This window comes from Thalassovita sp. (assembly GCF_965218685.1).
Lineage (GTDB): Bacteria > Pseudomonadota > Alphaproteobacteria > Rhodobacterales > Rhodobacteraceae > Thalassobius.
The window spans coordinates 1,969,016-1,990,765 of the sequence record NZ_OZ244657.1; the positions used below are offsets into that span (position 1 = coordinate 1,969,016).

Below are 21,750 nucleotides of genomic sequence, written 5' to 3' on the forward strand. Positions count from 1 at the left end.
CCGATTGGCCTGGCCCGTCGCAACCAAACGTAGGGAGGAAGCGGCTTTGGAAGCGAACAAGCGACCCGTAGCAGTGGTGACAGGTGGGCGTCAGGGCTTGGGGCGTGGCTGCGCAATGGCCCTGGCCGAGCAAGGTTTCGATCTGGTTTTGATCGACCTGCACGAAGATGACACGGCTCGCCAGACGATGGCCGATTTGCAGGCCGCAGGCGCCAAGGTCAAATTTTTACAGGGCGATGTGAGCAAAATCGATGGCCATGCGGATCTGGCGCAGGCCGCTTGGGACGCATTCGGCGGCATCGATTGTCTGGTGAACAACGCTGGGGTCGCTCCGATTGCGCTGTCAGACGTGTTGACGTTGTCGCCCGAAGCTTATGATTTTAACACCGACATCAATCTGCGCGGGACGTTCTTTCTGGCGCAGGCGGTGGCAAGGCTGATGGTAGCTGCGGGCAAAAGCGACGCATATCGTTCGATGGTGTTCATCACCTCGATCGCAGCCAATCACGTGTCAGTGGCCATCCCCGAATACTGCATCTCCAAGGCGGCCCTGTCCATGGTCTCGAGCCTGTTCGCACTGACGCTGGCTGAACATGGCATCCATGTGCACGAAGTCCGTCCGGGCTTTATTCGGACGGCCATGACCACCCAGGGCGAAGGCTCGCCCACCGAGGCAATCGAGGCGCATATCGCAGCGGGCCACGTCCCCCAGAATCGTTGGGGCGAAGAAAAGGACGTAGGGCGCACCGTGGCCACGCTGGCTTCTGGCGGATTGCCCTTCACGGTTGCGCACCCCGTCTATGTGGACGGCGGATACGGAATTCAGACGGCTTGATTGCCGGACGATATAATCACCCAAAACATGAATCAGGGAGAGGAAAATATGGAAACTATCAAGAAAGCGGCCCGTCTGGGCTCGGTTGTCGGAATGGGCGTTTTCGCCATGGCCGGTGCTGCCTATGCAGGCCCCAGCTGTGACGGTCCGATCAAGATCGGTTCGGTCTCGACCATCACCGGCCCGGTGGACTTTTCGGCAGGTCCAAACACCACCAAGGCCTTTTTCGAGGCGCTGAACGCTTCGGGCGGTATCAACGGCTGCAAGGTCGAGTATGAAATGGCCGATGACCGCGGTGACCCACTGGTGGCCACCCAGGCCGCCCGTAACCTGATCGACAACGAAAAAGTTGTGGTCATGGCTGGCAGCGCAAGCCTACTGGATTGCGGTGTGAACGCTGCCTTGTACCAGCGTTCGAACGTGCTGAGCGTCTCGGGCCTGGGTGTTGATCCGGTCTGCTACAGCTCGCCCTCGGTAGCGCCTGTCCATCCTGGACCCTACGCGCTGTCCACCGCCATGCTGTATTACGCAAGCGAAGAGCTGGGCGCTGAAAACGTCTGTGCCTTCAACTATGTTATCGGCGGCTGGCGTGAAGCCATGGAAACCGCGCTGACGGACTGGGAAAAGATCACCGGCGGCAAGCTGAAGGTTCTGGACATGACCCTGCCGGTGCAGGGCGATCTGACCCCCTATCTGATCCGCGCACGTGACGAAGGTTGTGACGCCGTGTTCACCAACCAGGTTGAGCCGGGCATCGTGCAGTGGATCAACACCGCTGACGCACAAGGCATCACCGGGATCGATTGGGTGTTCCTGGCCTCGGGTTATACCCAGGGCGTGGCATCTGCGCTGAAGGACTCCAAGCAGCCGATCTATGTCGGCGCCGAGTGGGAACCCTACACCATCGAAAACGAAGCCAACAAAGCATGGATGGACATGGTGACCAAGGCAGGTCTGGCCCCCAGCGCCTTCTCGCAGGGTGGCTATCTGGCTGGTCAGATCATCACCGACATCATCGCCGGGATCGACGGTCCTGTGACGCGTGACTCGGTGTCCAAAGCGCTGCGCGAGATGGAGCCCGTCTCTTATCCCATCGCGACGGGTCCCTACCTGTTCGGCAAAGGCGCCACCGATGGCCCGATGCGTGCTACTAAGGTGGTCAAGCTGACTGCCGGTGAGTGGGAAGTCGTCACCCCCGAGTGGGTGGACGTGCCCGCGGCCAACTAATGAAAAATGGGCCGGGGGCTGTCTGCTCCCGGCCTGTCCTTTGACAAGGAAAATCTAATGGATTCACTTCTTACATCCGCAGTGGCCGGCCTGTCCGCCGGCGGAGCCTACGCAATCCTGGGGGTCTGCGTTGTTTTCACCTACCGGCTGGTTGCCGTGGTGAATTTCACCGCGACCGCGCTTGGGGCGGTTGGCGCTTTCGTCATGGTTATGCTGACCGAGCTGGGCTATCCCATGGTGCCTGCCGTGCTGACCGGCCTGGTTGCTGGGACGGCGGCCTCGGTTGCGGTCGGGTTTGTCACCACCATCTGGTTTTCCGGGTCTAATCAAACAGTTAAAGCTGCCGTTACAGCCGCCTTGCTGGTCTGTATCATCGCCCTTGGCCTGCGTCTGACAGGTGGGCAGCATCCGCGCGCTTTCCCCGATCTTGTTGGCGGCGCTGGTCTGCAGCTGGCAGGAGTGACGATCACGGCGGCCTCGCTTGTGTCGATCGGTCTGGCCATTGTGCTGACCATCGCGGTCGAGCAATTCCTGGGGCGTACCCGCACCGGTCTGCAACTGCGTGCCCTGTCCGAGCGTCCCATGGCGGCCGAACTATTGGGCATCCCCGTTCGCCGTCTGGCCATCGCTGTTTGGGCTCTTTCGGGGGCCATGACGACCATCGCGCTGATACTTGTGGCGCCGCTACGCTCGCCTGATTTCGGCTCGCTCAGCCTGTTGGTCGTGCCTGCATTCGCGGCCGCGCTGGTTGGATCGTTCAACAGCTTCCGCGCCGCGCTGATCGGCGGCATCGCTATCGGCGTGATCGAAGGGCTGGCGTCGGGCTTTGTCGGCCTGGCGCAATACCGGGCCGCCGTGCCTTTCCTGGTCATTCTGACCGTACTTATGTGGTCACAAAGAGGAGCGCGTTGGGATGAAGCGCGATAGCATTCACGCCGCCCTGAAAACGGCGGCCATGGTAATCGTTGTCGGTGCTTTGTGCCTGACATTGTTGCCGAATTACTGGATTTTCCTGCTGACGGCCGTGTTCATCATCGGCATGTCGCTGCAAAGCCTTGGCTTGGTAGTTGGCCGCGCGGGCATGATCTCGCTCTGTCAAATGAGCTTTGCCGGCGTTGGTGCCTGGACCGTGGGTTATCTGAACGTGATGAACTTTCCCGGGGGCCTGTTGGTTTGGCTGCTGATCGGTGGTCTGGCGGCGCTGCCCTTCGGTTTGATCATCGGCCTGCCCGCGCTGCGTTTGCGGGGCATCAACCTGGCCATTGTGACGCTTGGCTTTGCTGTAGCCTTTGGCGTGGTGCTGGGCACCATCACCTATCCCGGTCAGACCACGTTCCAAATGGTTGCTCGTCCGTCGGGCTTTGACAGTGATCGCGGCTATTTCATCATGGTGCTGGCGATCTATGGCGTCGTTGCAATCGCGCTGGAGTTCGTCTCGCGCTCGCGTCTGGGGGCTTCGTGGCTGGCCGTCAGCCACTCCGAGCGAGCGGCAGCGTCGCTGGGTGTTTCCGTACCCGGAGCCAAGCTTAGCGCCTTTGCCATCAGTGCCTTTATCTCGGGGATCGCAGGCGGTTTGCTGGCGGGTTATATGGGCACGCTGTTGGCCGATAACTTCTCGATGATGCAGTCGTTGGTATTGTTCGCCGTGGCGACCATGGTTGGCGCGCATTTCCCGTTGGGGGCCATCCTGGGCGGTATTCTGGTTGCGCTGTTCCCCGAGCTGCTGCGCCGTCTGTCGCTGCCGCAGGATCTGGGCAGTGTGGTCTTTGGCCTGGGTGCCGTTCAGGCGCTGAGCACGGGCGAGACTATCAGCGAAACCTTCGCTCGTCTGGGCCGCAAGGTGATGCCGCGCCGCGAACGCTCTGGTCCGCGCTCTGGCCCCGAATGCCTGCCTGCTGCACGTCCCGATGCGGGGGCCGAGATTGCCTTGGAAACCCGTGATCTGACTGTGCGCTACGGTAATGTCGTGGCCCTGAACAGCGCCAATATCGTGGTACCGAAAGGCACTGTTGTCGGCCTGATTGGTCCCAACGGCGCGGGTAAATCCACCTGTGTGGACGCCATCACCGGTTTCTTGCATGGCTATGAGGGAGATGTGCTGTTCCAAGGGGAGTCTGTAAACGGTCTGCAGGCTGCTCAGCGCGCCCGGGCGGGTCTGCGCCGCACATGGCAAACCACCCGTATCGCGCCTGAACTGACAGTGGGCGAATACGTGAACCTGGCCTCGGGCGGGGGACTGAGCGATCAGGAAATCGACGCGGTTCTGGCCTGGCTGGAGTGTCCTTCGGCCGATGTGCTGATCACTTCGGTCGACTCGGGCGCACGCCGTCTGCTGGATGTGGCGGGCGTTGTGGCCGCGCGGCCTCCGGTCATTCTGCTGGACGAGCCGGCCGCCGGTCAGTCCTATGCCGAGGCCGTGATGCTGGGTAAACGCATCGCCGAAATCCCCGCGCGGTTCGGCAGTTCGGTGCTGCTGATCGAACACGATATGGATCTTGTCCGCACCGCTTGTTCGGAAGTAACCGTGCTGGACTTCGGCACCGTTCTGGCCGCAGGCCCGACCGAAGAGGTGCTGGATCTACCGGTGGTGAAAAAGGCCTATATGGGCATTGATTTCGAACACGAGGAGGCAGCGGAATGAACGTTCTGGAAACCGAAGGGCTGGAAATCAAGCGTGTCGGAATCCCCGTGGTGCGTGATCTGGGCATTATCGCCCGCGCCGGAGAGATCAGCGTTCTGCTGGGCGCCAACGGGGCAGGGAAAACAACCTTGCTCGAGGGGATCTCGGGCGTGGCGCCGGTCTCGGCCGGGACGATCGTGCTGGCAGGCAATGATGTCGGCAAGCTGAAACCCGGTGCGCGTGCGCTGGCGGGGGTGGCACATGTGGAACAGGGCCGGACCATCTTTGGCTCGATGACCACCGAAGAAAACCTGCGTGTTGGCATGCACGAGGACAGCAGCCTGGACGAGGTCTATGAGCTGTTCCCCGAACTCCTGGCCCGCCGCGATGTTCTGTCGATGATGCTTTCGGGTGGCGAGCAGCAGATGGTCGTGATCGGTCGTGCCCTGGTGGGTCGCCCGCGGGTGGTTTTAATCGACGAGATGTCCGCAGGGCTTGCTCCAGTAGTGGTCAGCCGTTTGATGAAAGGTGTGCGCCGTCTGGCCGATCAGGGCCTTGCTGTGGTGCTGGTCGAACAGTTTGCCAACCTCGCGCTCGAGATCGGCGACCGGGCCTATGTGATGCGTCGTGGCCAGATCGTGTACGAGGGCGATTGCCCAACTTTGTTGAATGATCCCGAGATGTTGCACCATCTGTACCTCGGTGATCTGGGCGAGGCTGATACCGCAGCATAATCCCTTCCGTAAGCTGTGGTCTGCGTGCAGGCGTCTTGGTCTCAAGGCGCCTGTTTGCCGTTTGTGCATAAAGGGCAGCACAGGCTGTGCCCGCAGCGCAAAATCATCGCGCTTGGCGCAGCAAGTTCACTCTGTCCTCTGCCTTAGCCTTGGCCGCAAGTCACAAGATCAGAGGGAGTGAAATCATGACAACCAGGAAACTTGAAGGCAAGGTCGCCCTGGTGACCGGTGCAGCCAGTGGGATCGGGCAAGCGGTCGCCCTGAGATTTGCCGAAGAAGGCGCAAAGTTGGTTTTGGCTGACCTGAATCCCAGCGACGCGACCCAAAAGCTGATCGCCGACATCGGTGGCACTTCGATGCAGGTCAAGGTGAACACGACCTCGGATGAAGAATGCCAGAACATGGTTTCCGCCGCAGTCGAAGCATTTGGCAAGGTGGACACAGGCGTTTTTGCCGCTGGCATCCGTCAGGATCCCATGCCGATTCTGGAAATGGAAATGTCCGCGTTCGATCTGATGATCGACATCAACATGAAGGGCGTTCTGCGCTCCTCGCGGGCGTTTGCCAATCAGCTGATGGCGCAGGGCACCGGTGGGACCATCGTCAACATCGCATCGACCGCGGGGAAAATCCCGATCCCCGGCTCGGGGCCGTACTGCGTGGCCAAGGCCGGTGTGATCATGATGACCAAGGTGATGGCGCTGGAACTGGCCGCTACCGGCATCCGCGTCAACGCTCTGGCCCCCGGCTTTACTGAAACGCCGATGTGGGACGTGCCCAAGGGCAGCGAAGAGGATCAATGGGCCATGAGCCTGACCCCGATGGGTCGCAACGGCACCGCCCGCGAGCAAGCCGATGCCGCGCTGTTCCTGGCATCAGGTGACAGCAGCTATACCACCGGCCAGACGCTGTATTCGGCCGGCGGTCAGTTCGTCGATTGATCGGGTAACCACAAGATGAGCAACAACATTTTCATTACCGGCGCTGGGTCGGGTATCGGAGCGGCCACGGCGTGCTTGCTGGCCGCAAATGGGTGGCGCGTGGGTCTGGCCGACCGCGATGGCCAAGCAGTACAGGCCTTGACCGAGGAACTGGGTGGAATGGCCCGGGGCTATTGCGTGGACGTTCTGGATCGCGGCGGTTTGCGTGATGCGCTGGCCGATTTTGCCGGACCTGACGGGCGTTTGGGCGGGCTTTTCAACTCGGCCGGGTTGCTGGACATGCATCCCTTTGCCGAAGCTTCGCCAGAGCGGATGCAGTCGGTGATCGATGTTAATGTCACCGGTGTTATCAACTGCATTCACACCGCCCTGCCGTTTTTGCAGGCCCACGGGGATGCGCGCGTGATCACCATGAGCTCGGCCGCCGCCATATACGGGGTGCCGGACCTGGGCGTCTACTCGGCCAGCAAATTCGCCATCCGCGGCCTGACCGAAGCCCTGAATATCGAGCTGGAGGGACAAGGCATCTGGGTGTGCGATCTGATGGTCGGCTATGTGGATACCCCGATGCTGAGCAAGGCGGATCATGCAGCCAAATCGGTTGAACTGGCTGGCGTGCATGTCACCCCCGCGATGGTGGCCGAAACGGTGCGAGAGGCGCTGAGCGAACGCAAGGTCCACTGGTTTGTCCGCGAGGACGACGCAGGCGCCCAGGCGGTGTTCGACGAAACCCCGATCGAAGAACGTCGCGATCTGATGCGACCCTCGACCGGGTATTGACCCAAGGCGCGGGCAGGGGCTGCCCGCGCTGCAAATCAATCGTGCCCAAGATGCCAAACCCGTCTGAATTGGCGCGCTAGCATCACCACAAGGACGCGCAATACCGCCCTGAACCGCACCGCGCGGGAAGGGCCGATAATTCAGATGTTTGCCCGCAGCCAATTGGCGCGTGGCCAGACAAAGGAGGAGCAACTGTGAAAGATTCAGAGAACATCGCACCGGCCATGGCCGTGGGTGTTGAGACCCGCCAGATCGAGGTGAACGGGGTCTCGGTTACCTATCACGAGGCCGGTCAGGCCAACACGGATACGCCGCCGATCGTGCTGGTGCACGGCTCGTCGGGGTCCACCATGGGCCATTTCGGTTTCATTTTCCCGATGCTGGCTGTGCGCCACCGGGTCATCTCGCTGGACATGGCGATGCCTGTGGCCGAAGGCGAAAAGCTGGAACTGGAGCACCTTGAGGCCCAGGTTCTGGCCGTCATCAAGGACAGCTGCGGTGACACGCCGGTGACCTTGCTGGGCTTCTCGCTGGGGGCCGTGGTTGCCGCAGCTCTGGCCGCGCGGAACCCCGAAGCGGTTCAGAATCTCGTGCTGCTGGCTGGTTGGGCCAAGACCGACACGATGATGACCTTCTTCAACCGCACCTGGTTTGCCCTGCGCAACGCCGGTGTCCCCGAGATCAACGACTACACGATCTATGCAGCCTTTGGCGCGCCGTTCCTGGCCGACAAAACGGTGGAAATGATGACCGCAGGCGCGATGCCGCTGGATGCATTCGTTGACGCCCAGATGGAGCTGAACGCCCGCATCGACATCTCGGATCTGGTACCTCAGATCAAGGCCAAGACGCTGGTGATCGCAGGCACTTATGACCAGATGGTCGCCGTACACCACTGCCGTGGGCTGTTCGGGATGATTGATGATGCCCGCTATGCCGAGGTCGGCTCGGGCCACGCGGTGGTCTTTGAACGCTCTGCCGAGGTGACGCGCCTTGTCGACCGGTTCAACATGAACCCCGATGAATACGCGGCCGGGGAAAGCATTCCCGCTGTGAAACCTTAAGGCCCGGAGGAGACCAAGATGACCGATACAAACATCATCCACGAGACATCCATCATCATCGTCGGTGCTGGCTTTGGCGGGCTGGGCATGGCGATGAAACTGAAAGAGCACGGCGAGGACGATTTCGTCATCCTTGAACGCGCCAACGACGTGGGCGGCGCATGGCGCGACAATACCTATCCGGGTGTTGCTTGTGACGTGCCCTCGCACCTTTACTCGTTCTCTTACATGCCGAAACCGGACTGGAGCCGTGTTTTCTCGCCCGGTGGCGAGATCTGGGAATACCTGCGTGATTGCGCCCGCAAATCGGGGCTGGTTCCGCATATCCATTTCGGTGCGAACCTGGAAAAAGCCACCTGGGACGATGAAACCCAGCGCTGGACCGTTGAAACCCCGCTGGGCACTTGGCGCGCGCGCTTTATGATCACCGCGACCGGTGTTCTGGCCGATGCGGTTCTGCCCGATATTCCGGGTCTGGATGGCTTTACCGGTGCCTCGTTCCATTCGTCGAAATGGGATCACTCGGTGTCGATCGAAGGCAAGCGCGTGGGCATCGTAGGCTCGGGGGCCTCGGCCCTGCAAATCCTGCCCGAGCTGGCCAAGACGTCCGCTGAGGTGGTGATGTTCCAGCGCAGCGCGCCCTATGTGATCCCCCGTCCGGATCGCGCCTATACCGAGGCCGAAAAGCGTACCTTCGAGCGTCTGCCCGAAACGATGGACAAGCTGCGCGAGGATATCTTCTGGTTCGGTGAAACCATGTTTGCACAGCGCCGCAACGTGCCCACGGCCCTGGCCGAAGCGCGTGACATGGCTCTGGGACATCTGGCGGATCAGGTGCCTGACGAAGAACTGCGCGCCAAGCTGACCCCTGATTACGAGATCGGCTGTAAGCGTGTTCTGATCGCCAACAACTACTTCCCGTCGTTCAATCAGGACAACGTGACACTGGAAACTTCGGCGCTGGCCAGCGTTGATGGCGGCAAGGGCGTGGCAGTCAGCGGCAACGAATACGACGTTGACGTTCTGGTCTTTGCGACCGGGTTCGAGGCACCGCAACCGCCTGTGGCCCATGTGGTCTATGGCAAAGGTGGCAAAAAGCTGGCCGATCAATGGGATCGCGGCATGCAGGCGTATGACTCGATCGCTGTTCCGGGCTATCCGAACATGTTCATGGTTCTGGGGCCGAACACCGGTCTTGGCCACCACACGATGGTCTTCATGATCGAGGCTCAGGTTGACTACATCCTGGGTGCGCTGGATTACGCTAAGGATAAGGGCTTCGAAGTTTTGGAAACCACGCCTGAAGCCGAGGCTGGCTATCTTGACGGGATCGAGGAACGTGCCTCGGGTACAGTCTGGATGGAGGGCGGATGCAAGTTTTGGTACCGCGATCCTGAAAGCGACCGTTTGACGGTGCTGTGGCCTGACTTTGCCTATGCCTTCCGCGATGAAAACGGCACCTTCCATCCCGAAGGCTATGTCGGTCAGCCCGCAACAGCTGCCGAGTAAGCGAATGGCGGACGCCCGGGGCACGCTCCCCTCTGTCCCTTCGGGCGTCCGCCGCCTGACATCCTTCTTTTGACGAGCGTGAATATGACTTCACAGAAAACTGCCCTGGTCACAGGGGCCTCAAGCGGGCTGGGCGCACATTTTGGGCGTCTTCTGGCCGGTCAGGGCTATCATGTCCTGCTGGCCGCGCGCCGATTGGACAAGGTTGCAGACCTGGCCAGCCAGATCGCCCTGACGGGCGGCAGTGCAGAACCGTTGAAGATGGATGTCACCAACGCCGCCTCGGTTGATGCCGCGTTCGAAGCCATGATCCGCCCACCGGACGTGGTGATCAATAACGCTGGTGTCGCCGGGGACGGTGCGGCCATGGACATGACCGAAGAGGTCTTTGACATGGTCATTGATACCAACCTCAAAGGGGTTTTCCTAGTCTCGCAGGCCGCGGCGCGCAGCATGAAGGCGCGCGGGCAGGGCGGGGCGATCGTCAACATCGCCTCGATCCTGGGTCTGCGGGTGGCAGGGGGCGTGTCCGCCTATACCGCCTCGAAGGCCGGGCTGGTCCAGCTGACCAAGGCCCACGCGCTGGAATGGGCGCGTTATGGCATCCGCGTCAACGCGCTGTGTCCGGGCTATATCGAGACGCCCCTGAATCGCGAATTTTTCGAAACCGAGGCCGGTAAGGCCCTGATCCGCCGCATTCCGCAGCGCCGTTTGGGCCAGTTGGCTGACCTGGATGCGCCCCTTCTCATGCTTCTGTCCAAGGGGGCTGCCTATGTGACCGGCTGCGCCCTGCCCGTGGACGGCGGCCACCTTGTTTCCAGCCTGTAGAGGTTCCTGATGGATTTCACCCTATCGCCTGCGGTCGAAGATTACCGCGCCCGTATCGCCGCCTTTGTCGAGGCGGAAATTCTGCCTGTCGAGGCAGATCGCGCCAATTTCGACGAACATGGCAACATTTCCGAGGCCGCGCTGGAACCCCTGCGCGCCAAGGCCAAATCGCAAGGCCTGTGGGCGCTGCAAGTGTCCCGCGAATGGGGCGGGCAGGGCCTGGGCAAAATGGGCATGGCCGTTTGTTATGAGGAAATGAACCGGTCCATCTTTGGTCCCGTCGTGTTCAACTCGGCCGCGCCGGATGACGGCAACATGATGATGCTGGACATGCTGGCCACCGAGGATCAGAAAAAACGCTGGCTGACCCCGATTGTGAATGGCGACGTGCGCTCGGCCTTTGCGATGACCGAGCCGCATCCCGGTGGCGGCTCGGATCCGGGTATGATGCTGACCAAAGCCACACGCGATGGCGATGATTGGGTGGTCGAGGGCCGCAAGTGGTTCATCACCGGGGCTGAAGGCGCCGCGCATTTCACCCTGATGGCGCGCACCTCGGATGATCCGCGCCGTGGTCTGACAGCGTTCCAGTTCCACAAGGACACCCCCGGCTGGCACATCGAACGCCGCATCCCGATCATGGGCCCCGAGGAACATGGCGGTCACTGCGAGATGATCTTTGATGGACTGCGAGTCCCGGACGCGGATGTCCTGATGGGCGAGGGTCGCGGTCTGAAGGTCACGCAGGCCCGTCTGGGCCCGGCACGTCTGACCCACTGTATGCGCTGGCTGGGCCTGTCCAAACGCTGCGTTGAGATTGCCACCGATTATGCCTCGTCCCGGATGGGTTTTGGCGTCAAACTGATCGAGCGTGAAAGCGTCCAGATGATGCTGGGAAAACTGGCCATGGACATCGAAATCGGCCGCCTGCTGGTGATGAAAGCCGCCTACGAGATTGACCAGGGTCGATATGGTCAAAAAGAAGTTTCGATGGCGAAAATCCACGTGGCCAACCTGCTGCATCAGGCCGCTGACGTGGCGATCCAGTTGAACGGCGCGCGGGGCTATTCCACCGATACGCCGCTGGAATGGATCTATCGCTATGCCCGTCAGGCCCGTCTGGTCGATGGCGCGGACGAGGTGCACAAGATGGTGCTGAGCCGCCACCTGAACAACCTGGGGCGCGACTTCTGGTCGTGGGACGCCACAGATGGCTGAGATCGCGACATATGCCGCCAATCACCGCCCGCTGACTCCGCTGGATTTTCTGGACCGCGCGGTTGAGGCCTTCCCCAATAATCCCGCCGTCATTTGGCGCGGCCGCAGCTGGAGCTATGCCCAGTTCGCCGGCATTGTCAGCGACATGGCCCAGATGCTGCGCGACAACGGTGTGGGGCCGGGTGATACGGTGGCGGTCATGTCTGGCAACCGGCCCGAAATGCTGGCTGCGCATTACGCCATTCCGGCCGTTGGGGCGGTGCTGAATGCGCTGAACACACGTCTGGATCCGGGCGTTGTGGAATACATCTTGTCCCATTCCGGGGCGAAACTGGTTCTGGCCGATCCGGCCGGGGCGGACGTAACGGGCAAGGCAGCAGACAAGGTTGGTCTTCGTCGATTTGTCTTTCCTCCTACCGAGAAATCCTCCGAGGGGCTTTGCCTTCTGGATGCCTCGCCCGTCACGGAATGCGCCTTCGCCGCGGCGATCACGGACGAACATCAGCCGATCGCGTTGAACTATACCTCGGGAACCACTGGCCGTCCCAAGGGCGTGCTGCTGGGCCACCGGGGCGCATACCTGAATTCGCTGGGCAACGTCATCTCCCTGGGTTTCACGGCCGAGACCTCTTACCTGTGGACCCTGCCGATGTTCCATGTGAACGGTTGGAGCCACACATGGGCGATAACCGCTGTGGGCGGTGTCCAAATCTGTCTGGACAAGGTCATTCCCGTCGACATTTTTGCCCTGATCAAGCAGCACGCAGTGACCCATATGGCCTGCGCGCCGGTGGTTCTGTACATGCTGCTGAACGACCCCGCACGTGCGGACCGCGACCCGTCGATCCCGGTGCGCGTGGCCAGCGGGGGCGCTGTGCCAACCAGTGCCCTAATCGAACAGATGGAGGCTTTGGGCTTTGAATTCATTCACCTTTATGGCCTGACTGAATGCTTTGGCCCCGCCACGATGCGCCGTTTAGACAGCGCCGAACAGGACGCCAGCCCCCAAGAGCGGGCGCAGATGCTTGCCCGCCAAGGGACCCGTCATATCTCGGCCAACCTGTTGCGGGTGGTTGACGATCAGGGCCGCGAAGTGCCCGCAGATGGCCAGACCCTGGGCGAGATCACGCTGCAGGGCAACACGTTGATGAACGGCTATCACAAAGACCCCGAGGCCACGGAGAAGGCCTTTGCCGGCGGAGTGTTCCACACTGGGGATCTGGCCGTGCGACATCCTGATAACCAGATCGAGATCCGTGACCGCTCGAAGGATTTGATCATCTCGGGCGGCGAGAATATCTCGAGCCTCGAGGTCGAGGACGCGCTGCACAGCCATCCGGATGTGACCCTGGCTGCCGTGGTGGCCGCCCCTGATCCAAAGTGGGGCGAAGTGCCCTTTGCCTTTGTCGAAACCCGCCCCGATGCGGATCTCGACGAGGACGCGCTAAAGGCCCATTGCCGTGCGATCCTGGCGGGTTTCAAGGTGCCCAAACGCTTTGTGGTGACCGAATTGCCCAAGACTGCGACGGGAAAAATCCAGAAATTCGAGCTGCGCCAAACGGCCTCGGATCTTGCAACGCAAACTCAAGAGGCCCGGACATGACCCTGGACAGCACCATCACCGTCAACGGCAGCCTGGATTTCGACCCTGACGCACTGGCCGATTTTCTGCGGACCCGACTGGGTGCGCCGGGTGCCCCGGTCAGTTTCGACCGGATCAGCGGCGGACAGTCGAACCCGACCTATCGGATCACCTTGGGTGATCGCCGAATGGTCCTGCGCAAACAACCGCCCAGCATTGTGGCCAAGGGCGCCCATGCGATCGACCGTGAATATCGCGTACAAGAGGCCCTGGGCCCGACGCCGGTGCCGGTGCCTCAGCCGGTGCTGTTCTACGAGGATCGCGACCTGATCGGAACACCGTTCTATCTGATGGATTACGTCGAAGGACGGGTGTTCGACACCGCCGACATCCCCGGCGTTTCGCCCGAAGATCGCCGCGCGATGTATCTGTCAGTGGCCGAGACAATGGCGAAAATGCATGCCGTGCGCCCGGACGAGGTGGGTCTTGGCGATTTTGGCCGTCCTGGCGGGTATTTCGAACGGCAGGTCCGGCGCTGGTCCGGTCAGCTGGATGCCTCGACCCTGGATGGTCTGGACGAGCTGCGCGAGTTGCGTAAACGCATCGAGGCCACGCTGCCCGAGGATGACGGACAGATCTCGATCGCGCACGGGGATTTCCGCGTTGGCAATATGATGTTCCACCCGACCGAGCCACGCGTCGTCGCCGTGCTGGATTGGGAGCTGTCCACGATCGGACACCCCTTGGCCGACCTTGGGTTCTGCTGCATGCCCTGGAACACCAGCTCTGCGGAATATGGCGGGGTGCTGGATCTGGATCGCAAGGCACTGGGCATTCCCACTGAAGAGGAATTCGTCGCCCATTATCACGCCCATCTGCCCAGCGTCGGGCCGTTGCAGCCCTTCCACAAGGCCTTTGCCCTGTTTCGCTTTGCAGTGATCTTTGTGGGTATCGCTGAACGGGCGCTGGCGGGTGTTGCCTCGGGCGATAACGCATCCGAGCTGGCGCCTCTGTCCCGTCGCTTTGCCATCCGTGCGCTGGAAGTTCTGGACGCAGACAAAGCCTAGGGCCTAGCTGATATCCTGAACCGAAGCCGAGAACACGTAACCGGCCCCGTACACCGTTCGGATCAGCTTGGGTGCGCCCGGGTCATCCCGCAGTTTTTTCCTCAGGCGGCTGATGCGGGCGTCCATGCTGCGGTCGAACGGGCCGTCATGGTGCCCGACCGTGGCGTCCAGCAGTTGATTGCGGCTTAATACCCGCCCGCTTGACAGCACAAAGGCTTGCAGCAACGAGGCCTCGGAGGAGCTAAGCGTTTCAGCGCTGCCGTCGGTGTGGGTCAGGGTACAGGCATCGAAATCGGCCTGCCATTCGCCGAAACGGACCACGTTGCGCGGCGTCGGGGGCGCCTTGGTCGGGGCCGCCGAAACCCGCCGCAGCACTGCACGTACGCGAGCCACCAGTTCGCGCGGCTCGAAGGGTTTGACCACATAGTCATCCGCGCCAATCTCAAGCCCCACGACCCGGTCCGTGACGTTTCCGCGTCCAGTGACCACGATTTTCGGCAATGAATGCAGCTTGCCTGACTGGCCCAGCAAAGACATCCCATCCCCATCCGGCAGGCTGAGGTCGATCAGGCACAGGTCGGGGGTGCGTTGTTTCAGTGCGATCTCGAATTCCGAGAGGCGGCGCAGGCAGACCACTTCCATCCCTTGCGTGCCCAGCGTACGCGATATCAGCCTTGAAATATCGGGATCGTCTTCGAGAAGGTAGATGAGTGTCTTCATGTCTTGCTGGTCTCGGCCAGATGGGGATGTTGATCAGAGCTGTCGTCCAGTCCCAGCGCCCGGGACAGGTCCGAGGCTTCGAACGGCTTGGAAAGAAATGGCACGTCGTTGCGCAGATCGCCATAGGCCTCGGGGCGGGTTTGGCCGCTCATCAGGACGACCTTGATCTGCTTGTGTTGGCTGCGCAAACGATGAGCCAGCCCCAGCCCGTCCATGGTGCCGGGCATGTCGATATCGGACACCACAACCGCGATATCCTGGATCTGTTGTATCAGGTTGATGGCCTCGTCTGCATCCCCGGCCTCGACCACGGCAAAGCCCAGGCTGGCGATCTTGCGGCGGACCGTGCGGCGCACGTCGATATCGTCATCCACCAAAAGGGCCAGGCCGGTGTCTTGGTCCGTCGGCGCAGGCTCGGGCGCTGGTTCGGGTGGCTTGGGCGCGGTTTCCTGGGGAACGGCCACACTGGGCAGCAGGATCGAAAATGTCGTGCCTTGCCCCGGCGCACTGTCGACAAAGATCGCCCCGTTCGATTGCTGCACAAAGCCATAAACCATCGACAGCCCAAGTCCCGAGCCCGCGCCAGCTGCCTTCGAGGTGAAAAACGGCTCGAAAATCTTGTCGGCGATTTCGGGGGGGATACCGCAGCCATCATCGGAAAAGCGGATACGCACGTAGGTGCCCATGGGAAGACGTGTCATATCCGAGATATCGGCCGTCATTTCAAAGGCTTCCGCGCAGATGTCGATCTGTCCGGCGCTGTTCGTGGCATCTCGTGCATTCAGCGTCAGGTTCAGCAGCGCCATCTCCAGCTGGGCAAGATCGACCAGCGCCAACGGCAGATCGGGGCCGTGTTGCCGCGTAATCGTCAGCGTTTCGGGCACCGAGGATTCCAGCAGGCGCGAGATATCGCGGATGGCTTTGCCGATATTTGTGGGGGCGGGATCGTATTGTTCGCGCCGGGCCAGGGTCACCATTCGCCGTGTAAGCGACGACCCACGCTTGGCCGCCGAGATCGAAGGGGTGACGAACTCTTCGACCAGGTCGTCGGCGATCTGTTCGGCCAGAGGGGTCAGATTGCCCAGAATGATCGTCAGCAGGTTGTTGAAATCATGCGAGATACCGCTGGCCATCCGTCCCAGCGCATCCATTTTCTGTGACCGCATCAGCGCGTTCAGCGTGGATTTGCGCCGGGTCACATCGATCGAGACCAGATAGAACCCGATCACCTCGCCGTCCGAGGGTTTGTCCGGGCGCAGCAGCGTACGGATGTCCTTGAAGCGGCCGCCTGGCAGCTCGATCCGCATCTCGAAATCCACCAGGATGCCGCGCCGGGCCTGCTCGAAAAAGCGGGCCGATTCCTCCATGGTGTTGCTGTGCAGCAGGTCAAAGACATTCAGCCCGACGGCCTGTTTCTGGTCCACCTGATAGGCCCGCGCGAAGCGTTTGTTCATGTAAAGCAGCGTCATGTTCTTATCGACATGGGCGATGCCAGCGGGAACCTCGTCGGCGATCAGGCTCAGCCTTTCCTCGGTCAGTTTCAGCCGCGCGCTGTGTTCGTCCACCTGTTGTTTGAGCACCTCTTTTTGGCGCGCGTGGTTGGAGGTGTCCGTATAGGTCGTCACGAAGCCGCCATTGGGCAGTGGGTTGCCCGCGATGGTGATGGTCGCCCCGTTCGAGGTGACGCGTTCGATCTGGTGCTTGGTGAAGGTGCGGGCTTTTTCCACCCGGTCGCGCACCAGGGCCGCGACGTCTCCGGGGCCGTATTCTCCGCGCTCGGCATTATACTGGATGAAGGATTCGAAAGGGGCACCGCGATAGGCCATGCGCGCCGGATAGCCATAAAGATCAAGGAACTTCTGATTCCACGCAATCATCCTAAGATCTTGATCAAAAATGGTAATTCCCTGATCCAAATGCTCCAGCCCTTCCAGGACATGGACAGCATCTTCGATCTTGTTGGTCTGTTTGGCCACCGGGAACTCCGAGGTTTCGTCGTGCTTTATGCGGCAATGATCGGGCAAGCGAGGTCATTTACCAAGTCTATTCTGGGCCGTGTCACAATTGAGTACATTCGACGCAAACTTTCGCAAGACCGATATGAGTAATTCCTCCTGCCGCCCGTGGACCAGTGACCCCGGTGCGGCGCCTAGAGGAGGAACTTCATGTCGAATACTGGCATTTTCACTGCGGGGCTGGAGGCCAACGCCGCGAATTACGAAGCGCTGTCGCCGCTGAGTTTCGCCCTGCGCACTGCCGCGATCTATCCCGAATATACCGCCGTGGTTTACAACGATATCCGTCGCGACTGGGGGCAGACCTTTGCCCGCATGAAGCAGCTGGCCAGCGGGCTGGCAGGGCGCGGTATCGGTAAGAACGACACGGTTTCGATTATTGCTGCCAACATCCCCGAGATGTTCGAGGCCCATTTTGGCGTGCCCATGTGCGGTGCAGTTCTGAACACCGTGAACACCCGCCTGGATGCCGAGGCGATTAGCTTTATCCTTAATCACGCCGAGGCCAAGGCCGTGCTGGTGGACCCCGAATTCTCGGAAGTGGTGGACCGGGCGATCAAGATGACCGGACGTGACGATTTGCTGGTCGTGGACATTGAGGACCCCAGCTTTGACGGCGGGCGCCTGATCGGTGATCTGACTTATGATGCGCTGCTGGCCGAAGGCTCGGACGAGTTTACCCCCGTCATGCCGGACAGCGAATGGGACGCGATCAGTCTGAATTATACCTCGGGGACCACGGGTGATCCCAAGGGCGTGGTTTATCACCACCGCGGCGCGATGCTGAATGCGCTGTCCAACATTGTTACCTGGGGCATGGGGCATCACGCGCGCTACCTGTGGACGCTGCCGATGTTCCACTGCAATGGCTGGTGTTTTCCCTGGACCATTGCTGCGAATGCGGGCGTTTGCGTGTGCCTGCGTGCGGTGCGGGCCGAACCGATCTATCAGCTGATCCGCGACGAGAAAGTCACGCATTTCTGCGGCGCTCCGATCGTGCTGAACATGCTGGCCAATGCGCCGGATGCGCTGAAGGACTTCGACCACGAGGTCAAGGTCATGACCGCTGGTGCCAGCCCGCCTGCAGCAGTGATCGCCAACATGGAATCCATGGGTGTTGACGTCACCCATGTCTACGGGCTGACCGAAACCTATGGTCCCTCGGTCGTCTGTGCATGGAAAGGGGCGTGGGACGCGCATTCTGACGACGAAAAGGCGGCGCTGAAATCACGCCAGGGGGTCAAGAACCTGGCCCTGTCCGGCCTGATGGTTGCCGACCCCGATACGCTGGAACCCACGCCCCACGACGGCGAAACCATGGGCGAGATCTTCATGCGCGGCAACAATGTGATGAAGGGGTATCTGAAAAACCCTTCGGCCACGGACAAGTCTTTCAAGGGCGGATGGTTCGCCAGTGGCGATCTGGGGGTGATGCATCCGGATGGCTATGTCGAACTCAAGGATCGGTCGAAGGACATCATCATTTCGGGCGGAGAGAACATCAGCTCGGTCGAGGTCGAGGACGTGCTTTACAAGCATCCGGCCGTAATGGAGGCCGCAGTGGTCGCGCGCCCCGACGACAAATGGGGCGAGACGCCATGTGCGTTCATCGCCCTCAAACCCGGAGCCGAGGCCAGCGCCGAGGACATCATCGGGTTTTGTCGGCAGGGTATGGCCCGCTTCAAGGCCCCCAAAACGGTGATCTTCGGCGACTTGCCGAAAACCTCGACGGGCAAGGTCCAGAAGTTCGTACTGCGCGATCGAGCGCGGGCGCTTTAAGCGGCCTGATCGCCTCTCCCCCCAATCCCGGGGGGCCAGGGTCCTCCCTCCTGCGCCCCCCATTTTTTTCTGGGTGAAAAACCATGAGCAATACCGGACAATACATTCTTGAAACCAAAGGATTAACCAAGGAATTCAAAGGCTTTACCGCCGTTGATCAGGTTGATCTGCGGGTGCAGCGCCACCAGATACATGCGCTGATCGGGCCCAATGGCGCCGGCAAGACCACCGTGTTCAACCTGCTGACCAAGTTCCTGACCCCAACCCGCGGGACCATCACTTATAACGGTCAGGACATCACCCGCGCCCGATCGGCCGAGATCGCGCGGATGGGTGTGATCCGCTCGTTCCAGATCTCGGCGGTTTTCCCACATATGACTGCCCGCGAAAACGTGCGCGTGGCGTTGCAGCGCAAGCTGGGGACCTCGTTCCATTTCTGGCGATCAGTCGCGTCGCTGAACGCGCTGAACGACCGCGCCGAAGAGCTGCTGGACATGGTCGGTCTGGAACGGTTCTCGGACAGTCAGGTCGCCGACATGTCCTATGGCCGCAAACGGGCGCTGGAAATCGCAACCACCCTGGCGATGGAGCCCGAGCTGATGCTGCTGGACGAACCGACGCAAGGTATGGGCCGCGAGGATGTGGAGCTGGTGACCGAACTGATCCGCAAGGTTTCGGCCGGGCGCACGATCCTGATGGTTGAACACAACCTCAGCGTCGTCTCGCGCCTGTGTGACACGATCACCGTTCTGCAGCGCGGCGCCACCCTGACCGAGGGCACCTATCAGGAAGTATCAGCCGACCCGCGCGTCAAGGAAGCCTATATGGGGAAAGCGGCATGACCACGCAAACCATCGAAAATCACGAGCTGGGCGGCCAACACCTGTCCGAACATATCGAAGAGCTGCGCATTCAGGACCTGCATGCGTTCTATGGCGAAAGTCACGCGCTGCATGGCATCGACATGACCGTTGATCAGGGCGAGCTGGTCACGTTGCTGGGCCGCAATGGTTCGGGTCGGACAACCACCCTGCGCTCGATCATGGGGCTGCTGCCTCAGCGGACCGGCTCGATCATGCTCAAGGGGCAGGAAACTATCCGTTCGGCCCCGCACACGATCGCGCATATCGGCGTGGGCTATTGCCCCGAGGAACGGGGTATTTTCGCCAGTCTCAGCGTCGAGGAAAACCTGACACTGCCCCCCAGCGTGGCCCCCGGCGGCATCTCGGTCGAGGAAATCTACGAGATGTTCCCCAACCTTGCCGAGCGCCGCAAAAGTCAGGGCACGCGCCTTTCGGGCGGTGAACAGCAGATGCTGGCCATGGCCCGCATCCTGCGTACCGGCGCCAATGTGCTGCTGCTGGACGAGATCACCGAAGGCCTTGCCCCCGTGATCAACGACAAGCTGGCCGAGGTGCTGATCGAACTGAAAACCCGCGGCTATACTATCGTGCTGGTCGAGCAGAACTTTCGCTTCGCTGCGCCATTGGCCGACCGCCACTTCATCATGGATCACGGGCATATCGCCGCCGTCATTCACCAGGACGAACTGCAGGAAAAGCAGCACGTCTTCGACGAATACCTAACAGTCTAAACGACCCTTTCGGAGGAGAAATCATGAAACTATTCAAAACCTTGGCGACCAGTGTGTCCGCCGCCGCAATGCTGGCATCGGCCGCTGCCGCTCAGATCAGCGATGGCGTGGTCAAGATCGGCCTGATGACCGACATGTCGGCTGTCTACTCGGACATTGCGGGGCAGGGCACCGTTGTGGCTGCGCAGATGGCGATTGACGAATTCGGCGGCACTGTCGCGGGCGCGCCCATCGAAATCGTCACTGCCGACCACCAGAACAAGGCCGATATCGCCGCTAACAAGGCGCGCGAATGGGGTGACACCGGTCAGGTGGATGCCTTTGCCGAGCTGGTGACCACCTCGGTTGCGCTGGCCGTGTTCGAAGTTGCCAAGCAACAGAACAAGATCGCCCTTGTGTCGGGCGCGGCGTCCTCGCCGCTGACCAATGACGCCTGCATTCCCACCGGCCTGCACTGGACCTACAACACCCGCGCGCTGGCCGTGGGCACCGGTTCGGCCATCGTCAAAGAGGGCGGGGACAGCTGGTATTTCCTGACGGCTGACTATGCCTTTGGCGAGGCGCTGCAGCGTGATGTCTCGAACGTGGTCGAGGCCGAGGGCGGCAAGGTCGTGGGGGCTGCCAAGCACCCGTTCCCCTCGTCGGATTTCTCGTCCTTCATCCTGCAGGCCCAGGCCTCGGGTGCAAAGATCATCGGTCTGGCCAATGCAGGCGGTGACACGGTGAACGCCATCAAGGCCGCGCATGAATTCGGCGTGGTCGCTGCTGGCCAAAAGATCGCCGGCCTGCTGGTGTTCCTGCCCAACGTCAAGTCCATTGGCCAAGAGGTCGCCCGCGGCCTGCAAATGACCGTCAGCTTCTACTGGGACATGGACGACGAGACCCGCGCCTGGTCAGCCAAGTTCGAAGAGAAGACCGGCAAGAAACCCACCGGTATCCAGGCCGGTACCTACTCGGCCGTGCGCCACTATCTGAAGGCCATCGAGGCCACCGGTTCAGATGACACCGACGTGGTCCTGGCGAAGATGCGCGAGATGCCGGTGCAGGACATGTTCGCCAAGAACGGCGTGCTGCGCAGCGATGGCCGCATGGTGCACGATATGTACCTGGCCGAGGTCAAGGCGCCTGCGGACTCCAGCGGAGAATGGGACCTGCTGAAGATCGTGCGTACCATTCCGGGAGAAGAGGCCTTTGGCCCTCTGTCGGAATCCACTTGCGCGACCAAGTAACCTGACCA

The 21,750-nt window shown here is 61.1% G+C and carries 19 protein-coding genes; 17 read left to right on the top strand and 2 right to left on the bottom strand.

Going from position 1 to position 21,750, the window contains the following annotated elements; translation table 11 throughout:
- Positions 1-46: 46 nt before the first annotated feature.
- From ACOQOQ_RS09900 to ACOQOQ_RS09960, 13 genes are all read left to right on the top strand, one after another.
- The gene (locus tag ACOQOQ_RS09900; protein ID WP_420566834.1) at positions 47-835 is read left to right on the top strand and encodes a 3-ketoacyl-ACP reductase; all 789 of its coding nucleotides are present in this window, start codon (positions 47-49) and stop codon (positions 833-835) included.
- A gap of 48 nt (positions 836-883) precedes the next feature.
- Positions 884-2,062, top strand: coding sequence for an ABC transporter substrate-binding protein (locus ACOQOQ_RS09905; RefSeq protein WP_420566835.1), 1,179 nt, complete (start codon positions 884-886; stop codon positions 2,060-2,062).
- Positions 2,063-2,119: 57 nt separating this feature from the next.
- Positions 2,120-2,989: a branched-chain amino acid ABC transporter permease gene (locus ACOQOQ_RS09910; RefSeq protein WP_420566836.1), complete on the top strand. Its 870-nt coding sequence runs from the start codon at positions 2,120-2,122 to the stop codon at positions 2,987-2,989.
- Positions 2,976-4,703: an ABC transporter permease subunit gene (locus ACOQOQ_RS09915; protein WP_420566837.1), complete on the top strand. Its 1,728-nt coding sequence runs from the start codon at positions 2,976-2,978 to the stop codon at positions 4,701-4,703. The genes ACOQOQ_RS09910 and ACOQOQ_RS09915 overlap by 14 nt, the downstream gene beginning before the upstream one ends.
- Positions 4,700-5,416: an ABC transporter ATP-binding protein gene (locus tag ACOQOQ_RS09920; RefSeq protein WP_420566838.1), complete on the top strand. Its 717-nt coding sequence runs from the start codon at positions 4,700-4,702 to the stop codon at positions 5,414-5,416. Before ACOQOQ_RS09915 ends, ACOQOQ_RS09920 begins: the two co-directional genes overlap by 4 nt.
- 185 nt (positions 5,417-5,601) lie before the next feature.
- Positions 5,602-6,357: an SDR family NAD(P)-dependent oxidoreductase gene (locus ACOQOQ_RS09925; RefSeq protein WP_420566839.1), complete on the top strand. Its 756-nt coding sequence runs from the start codon at positions 5,602-5,604 to the stop codon at positions 6,355-6,357.
- Positions 6,358-6,372: 15 nt separating this feature from the next.
- Positions 6,373-7,137 carry an SDR family NAD(P)-dependent oxidoreductase gene (locus tag ACOQOQ_RS09930; RefSeq protein WP_420566840.1) on the top strand — a complete coding sequence of 255 codons (765 nt, stop codon included), beginning with the start codon at positions 6,373-6,375 and terminating at the stop codon, positions 7,135-7,137.
- Positions 7,138-7,331: 194 nt separating this feature from the next.
- A complete protein-coding gene (locus ACOQOQ_RS09935) occupies positions 7,332-8,201 on the top strand; it encodes an alpha/beta fold hydrolase (RefSeq protein ID WP_420566841.1) in 870 nt (289 codons plus the stop codon).
- An 18-nt stretch (positions 8,202-8,219) separates the two neighbouring features.
- Positions 8,220-9,710 carry a flavin-containing monooxygenase gene (locus tag ACOQOQ_RS09940; protein WP_420566842.1) on the top strand — a complete coding sequence of 497 codons (1,491 nt, stop codon included), beginning with the start codon at positions 8,220-8,222 and terminating at the stop codon, positions 9,708-9,710.
- Positions 9,711-9,794: 84 nt separating this feature from the next.
- Positions 9,795-10,538 (top strand): SDR family NAD(P)-dependent oxidoreductase, encoded by a 744-nt coding sequence (locus ACOQOQ_RS09945; protein WP_420566843.1) that lies wholly within the window; start codon positions 9,795-9,797, stop codon positions 10,536-10,538.
- Positions 10,539-10,547: 9 nt separating this feature from the next.
- Positions 10,548-11,756 (top strand): acyl-CoA dehydrogenase family protein, encoded by a 1,209-nt coding sequence (locus ACOQOQ_RS09950; protein ID WP_420566844.1) that lies wholly within the window; start codon positions 10,548-10,550, stop codon positions 11,754-11,756.
- Positions 11,749-13,359 (top strand): AMP-binding protein, encoded by a 1,611-nt coding sequence (locus ACOQOQ_RS09955; RefSeq protein ID WP_420566845.1) that lies wholly within the window; start codon positions 11,749-11,751, stop codon positions 13,357-13,359. Before ACOQOQ_RS09950 ends, ACOQOQ_RS09955 begins: the two co-directional genes overlap by 8 nt.
- A complete protein-coding gene (locus tag ACOQOQ_RS09960; protein ID WP_420566846.1) occupies positions 13,356-14,405 on the top strand; it encodes a phosphotransferase family protein in 1,050 nt (349 codons plus the stop codon). Before ACOQOQ_RS09955 ends, ACOQOQ_RS09960 begins: the two co-directional genes overlap by 4 nt.
- 3 nt (positions 14,406-14,408) lie before the next feature.
- Here ACOQOQ_RS09960 and ACOQOQ_RS09965 read toward each other — a convergent pair whose 3' ends face one another.
- Positions 14,409-15,125 (bottom strand): winged helix-turn-helix domain-containing protein, encoded by a 717-nt coding sequence (locus tag ACOQOQ_RS09965; RefSeq protein ID WP_420566847.1) that lies wholly within the window; start codon positions 15,123-15,125, stop codon positions 14,409-14,411.
- A complete protein-coding gene (locus ACOQOQ_RS09970; RefSeq protein ID WP_420566848.1) occupies positions 15,122-17,101 on the bottom strand; it encodes a PAS-domain containing protein in 1,980 nt (659 codons plus the stop codon). Before ACOQOQ_RS09970 ends, ACOQOQ_RS09965 begins: the two co-directional genes overlap by 4 nt.
- 189 nt (positions 17,102-17,290) lie before the next feature.
- Here ACOQOQ_RS09970 and ACOQOQ_RS09975 point away from each other — a divergent pair, with 189 nt between their 5' ends.
- The 4 genes from ACOQOQ_RS09975 to ACOQOQ_RS09990 all read left to right on the top strand — a co-directional run bounded on the left by ACOQOQ_RS09975 (position 17,291) and on the right by ACOQOQ_RS09990 (position 21,742).
- Positions 17,291-18,919: an acyl-CoA synthetase gene (locus ACOQOQ_RS09975; RefSeq protein ID WP_420566849.1), complete on the top strand. Its 1,629-nt coding sequence runs from the start codon at positions 17,291-17,293 to the stop codon at positions 18,917-18,919.
- Positions 18,920-19,002: 83 nt separating this feature from the next.
- Positions 19,003-19,761, top strand: coding sequence for an ABC transporter ATP-binding protein (locus tag ACOQOQ_RS09980; RefSeq protein WP_420566850.1), 759 nt, complete (start codon positions 19,003-19,005; stop codon positions 19,759-19,761).
- A 53-nt stretch (positions 19,762-19,814) separates the two neighbouring features.
- On the top strand, positions 19,815-20,513 hold the full coding sequence (locus tag ACOQOQ_RS09985) for an ABC transporter ATP-binding protein (protein WP_420569754.1): 699 nt from the start codon (positions 19,815-19,817) through the stop codon (positions 20,511-20,513).
- A gap of 23 nt (positions 20,514-20,536) precedes the next feature.
- Positions 20,537-21,742 carry an ABC transporter substrate-binding protein gene (locus ACOQOQ_RS09990; RefSeq protein ID WP_420566851.1) on the top strand — a complete coding sequence of 402 codons (1,206 nt, stop codon included), beginning with the start codon at positions 20,537-20,539 and terminating at the stop codon, positions 21,740-21,742.
- The last annotated feature ends 8 nt before the right edge of the window (positions 21,743-21,750 follow it).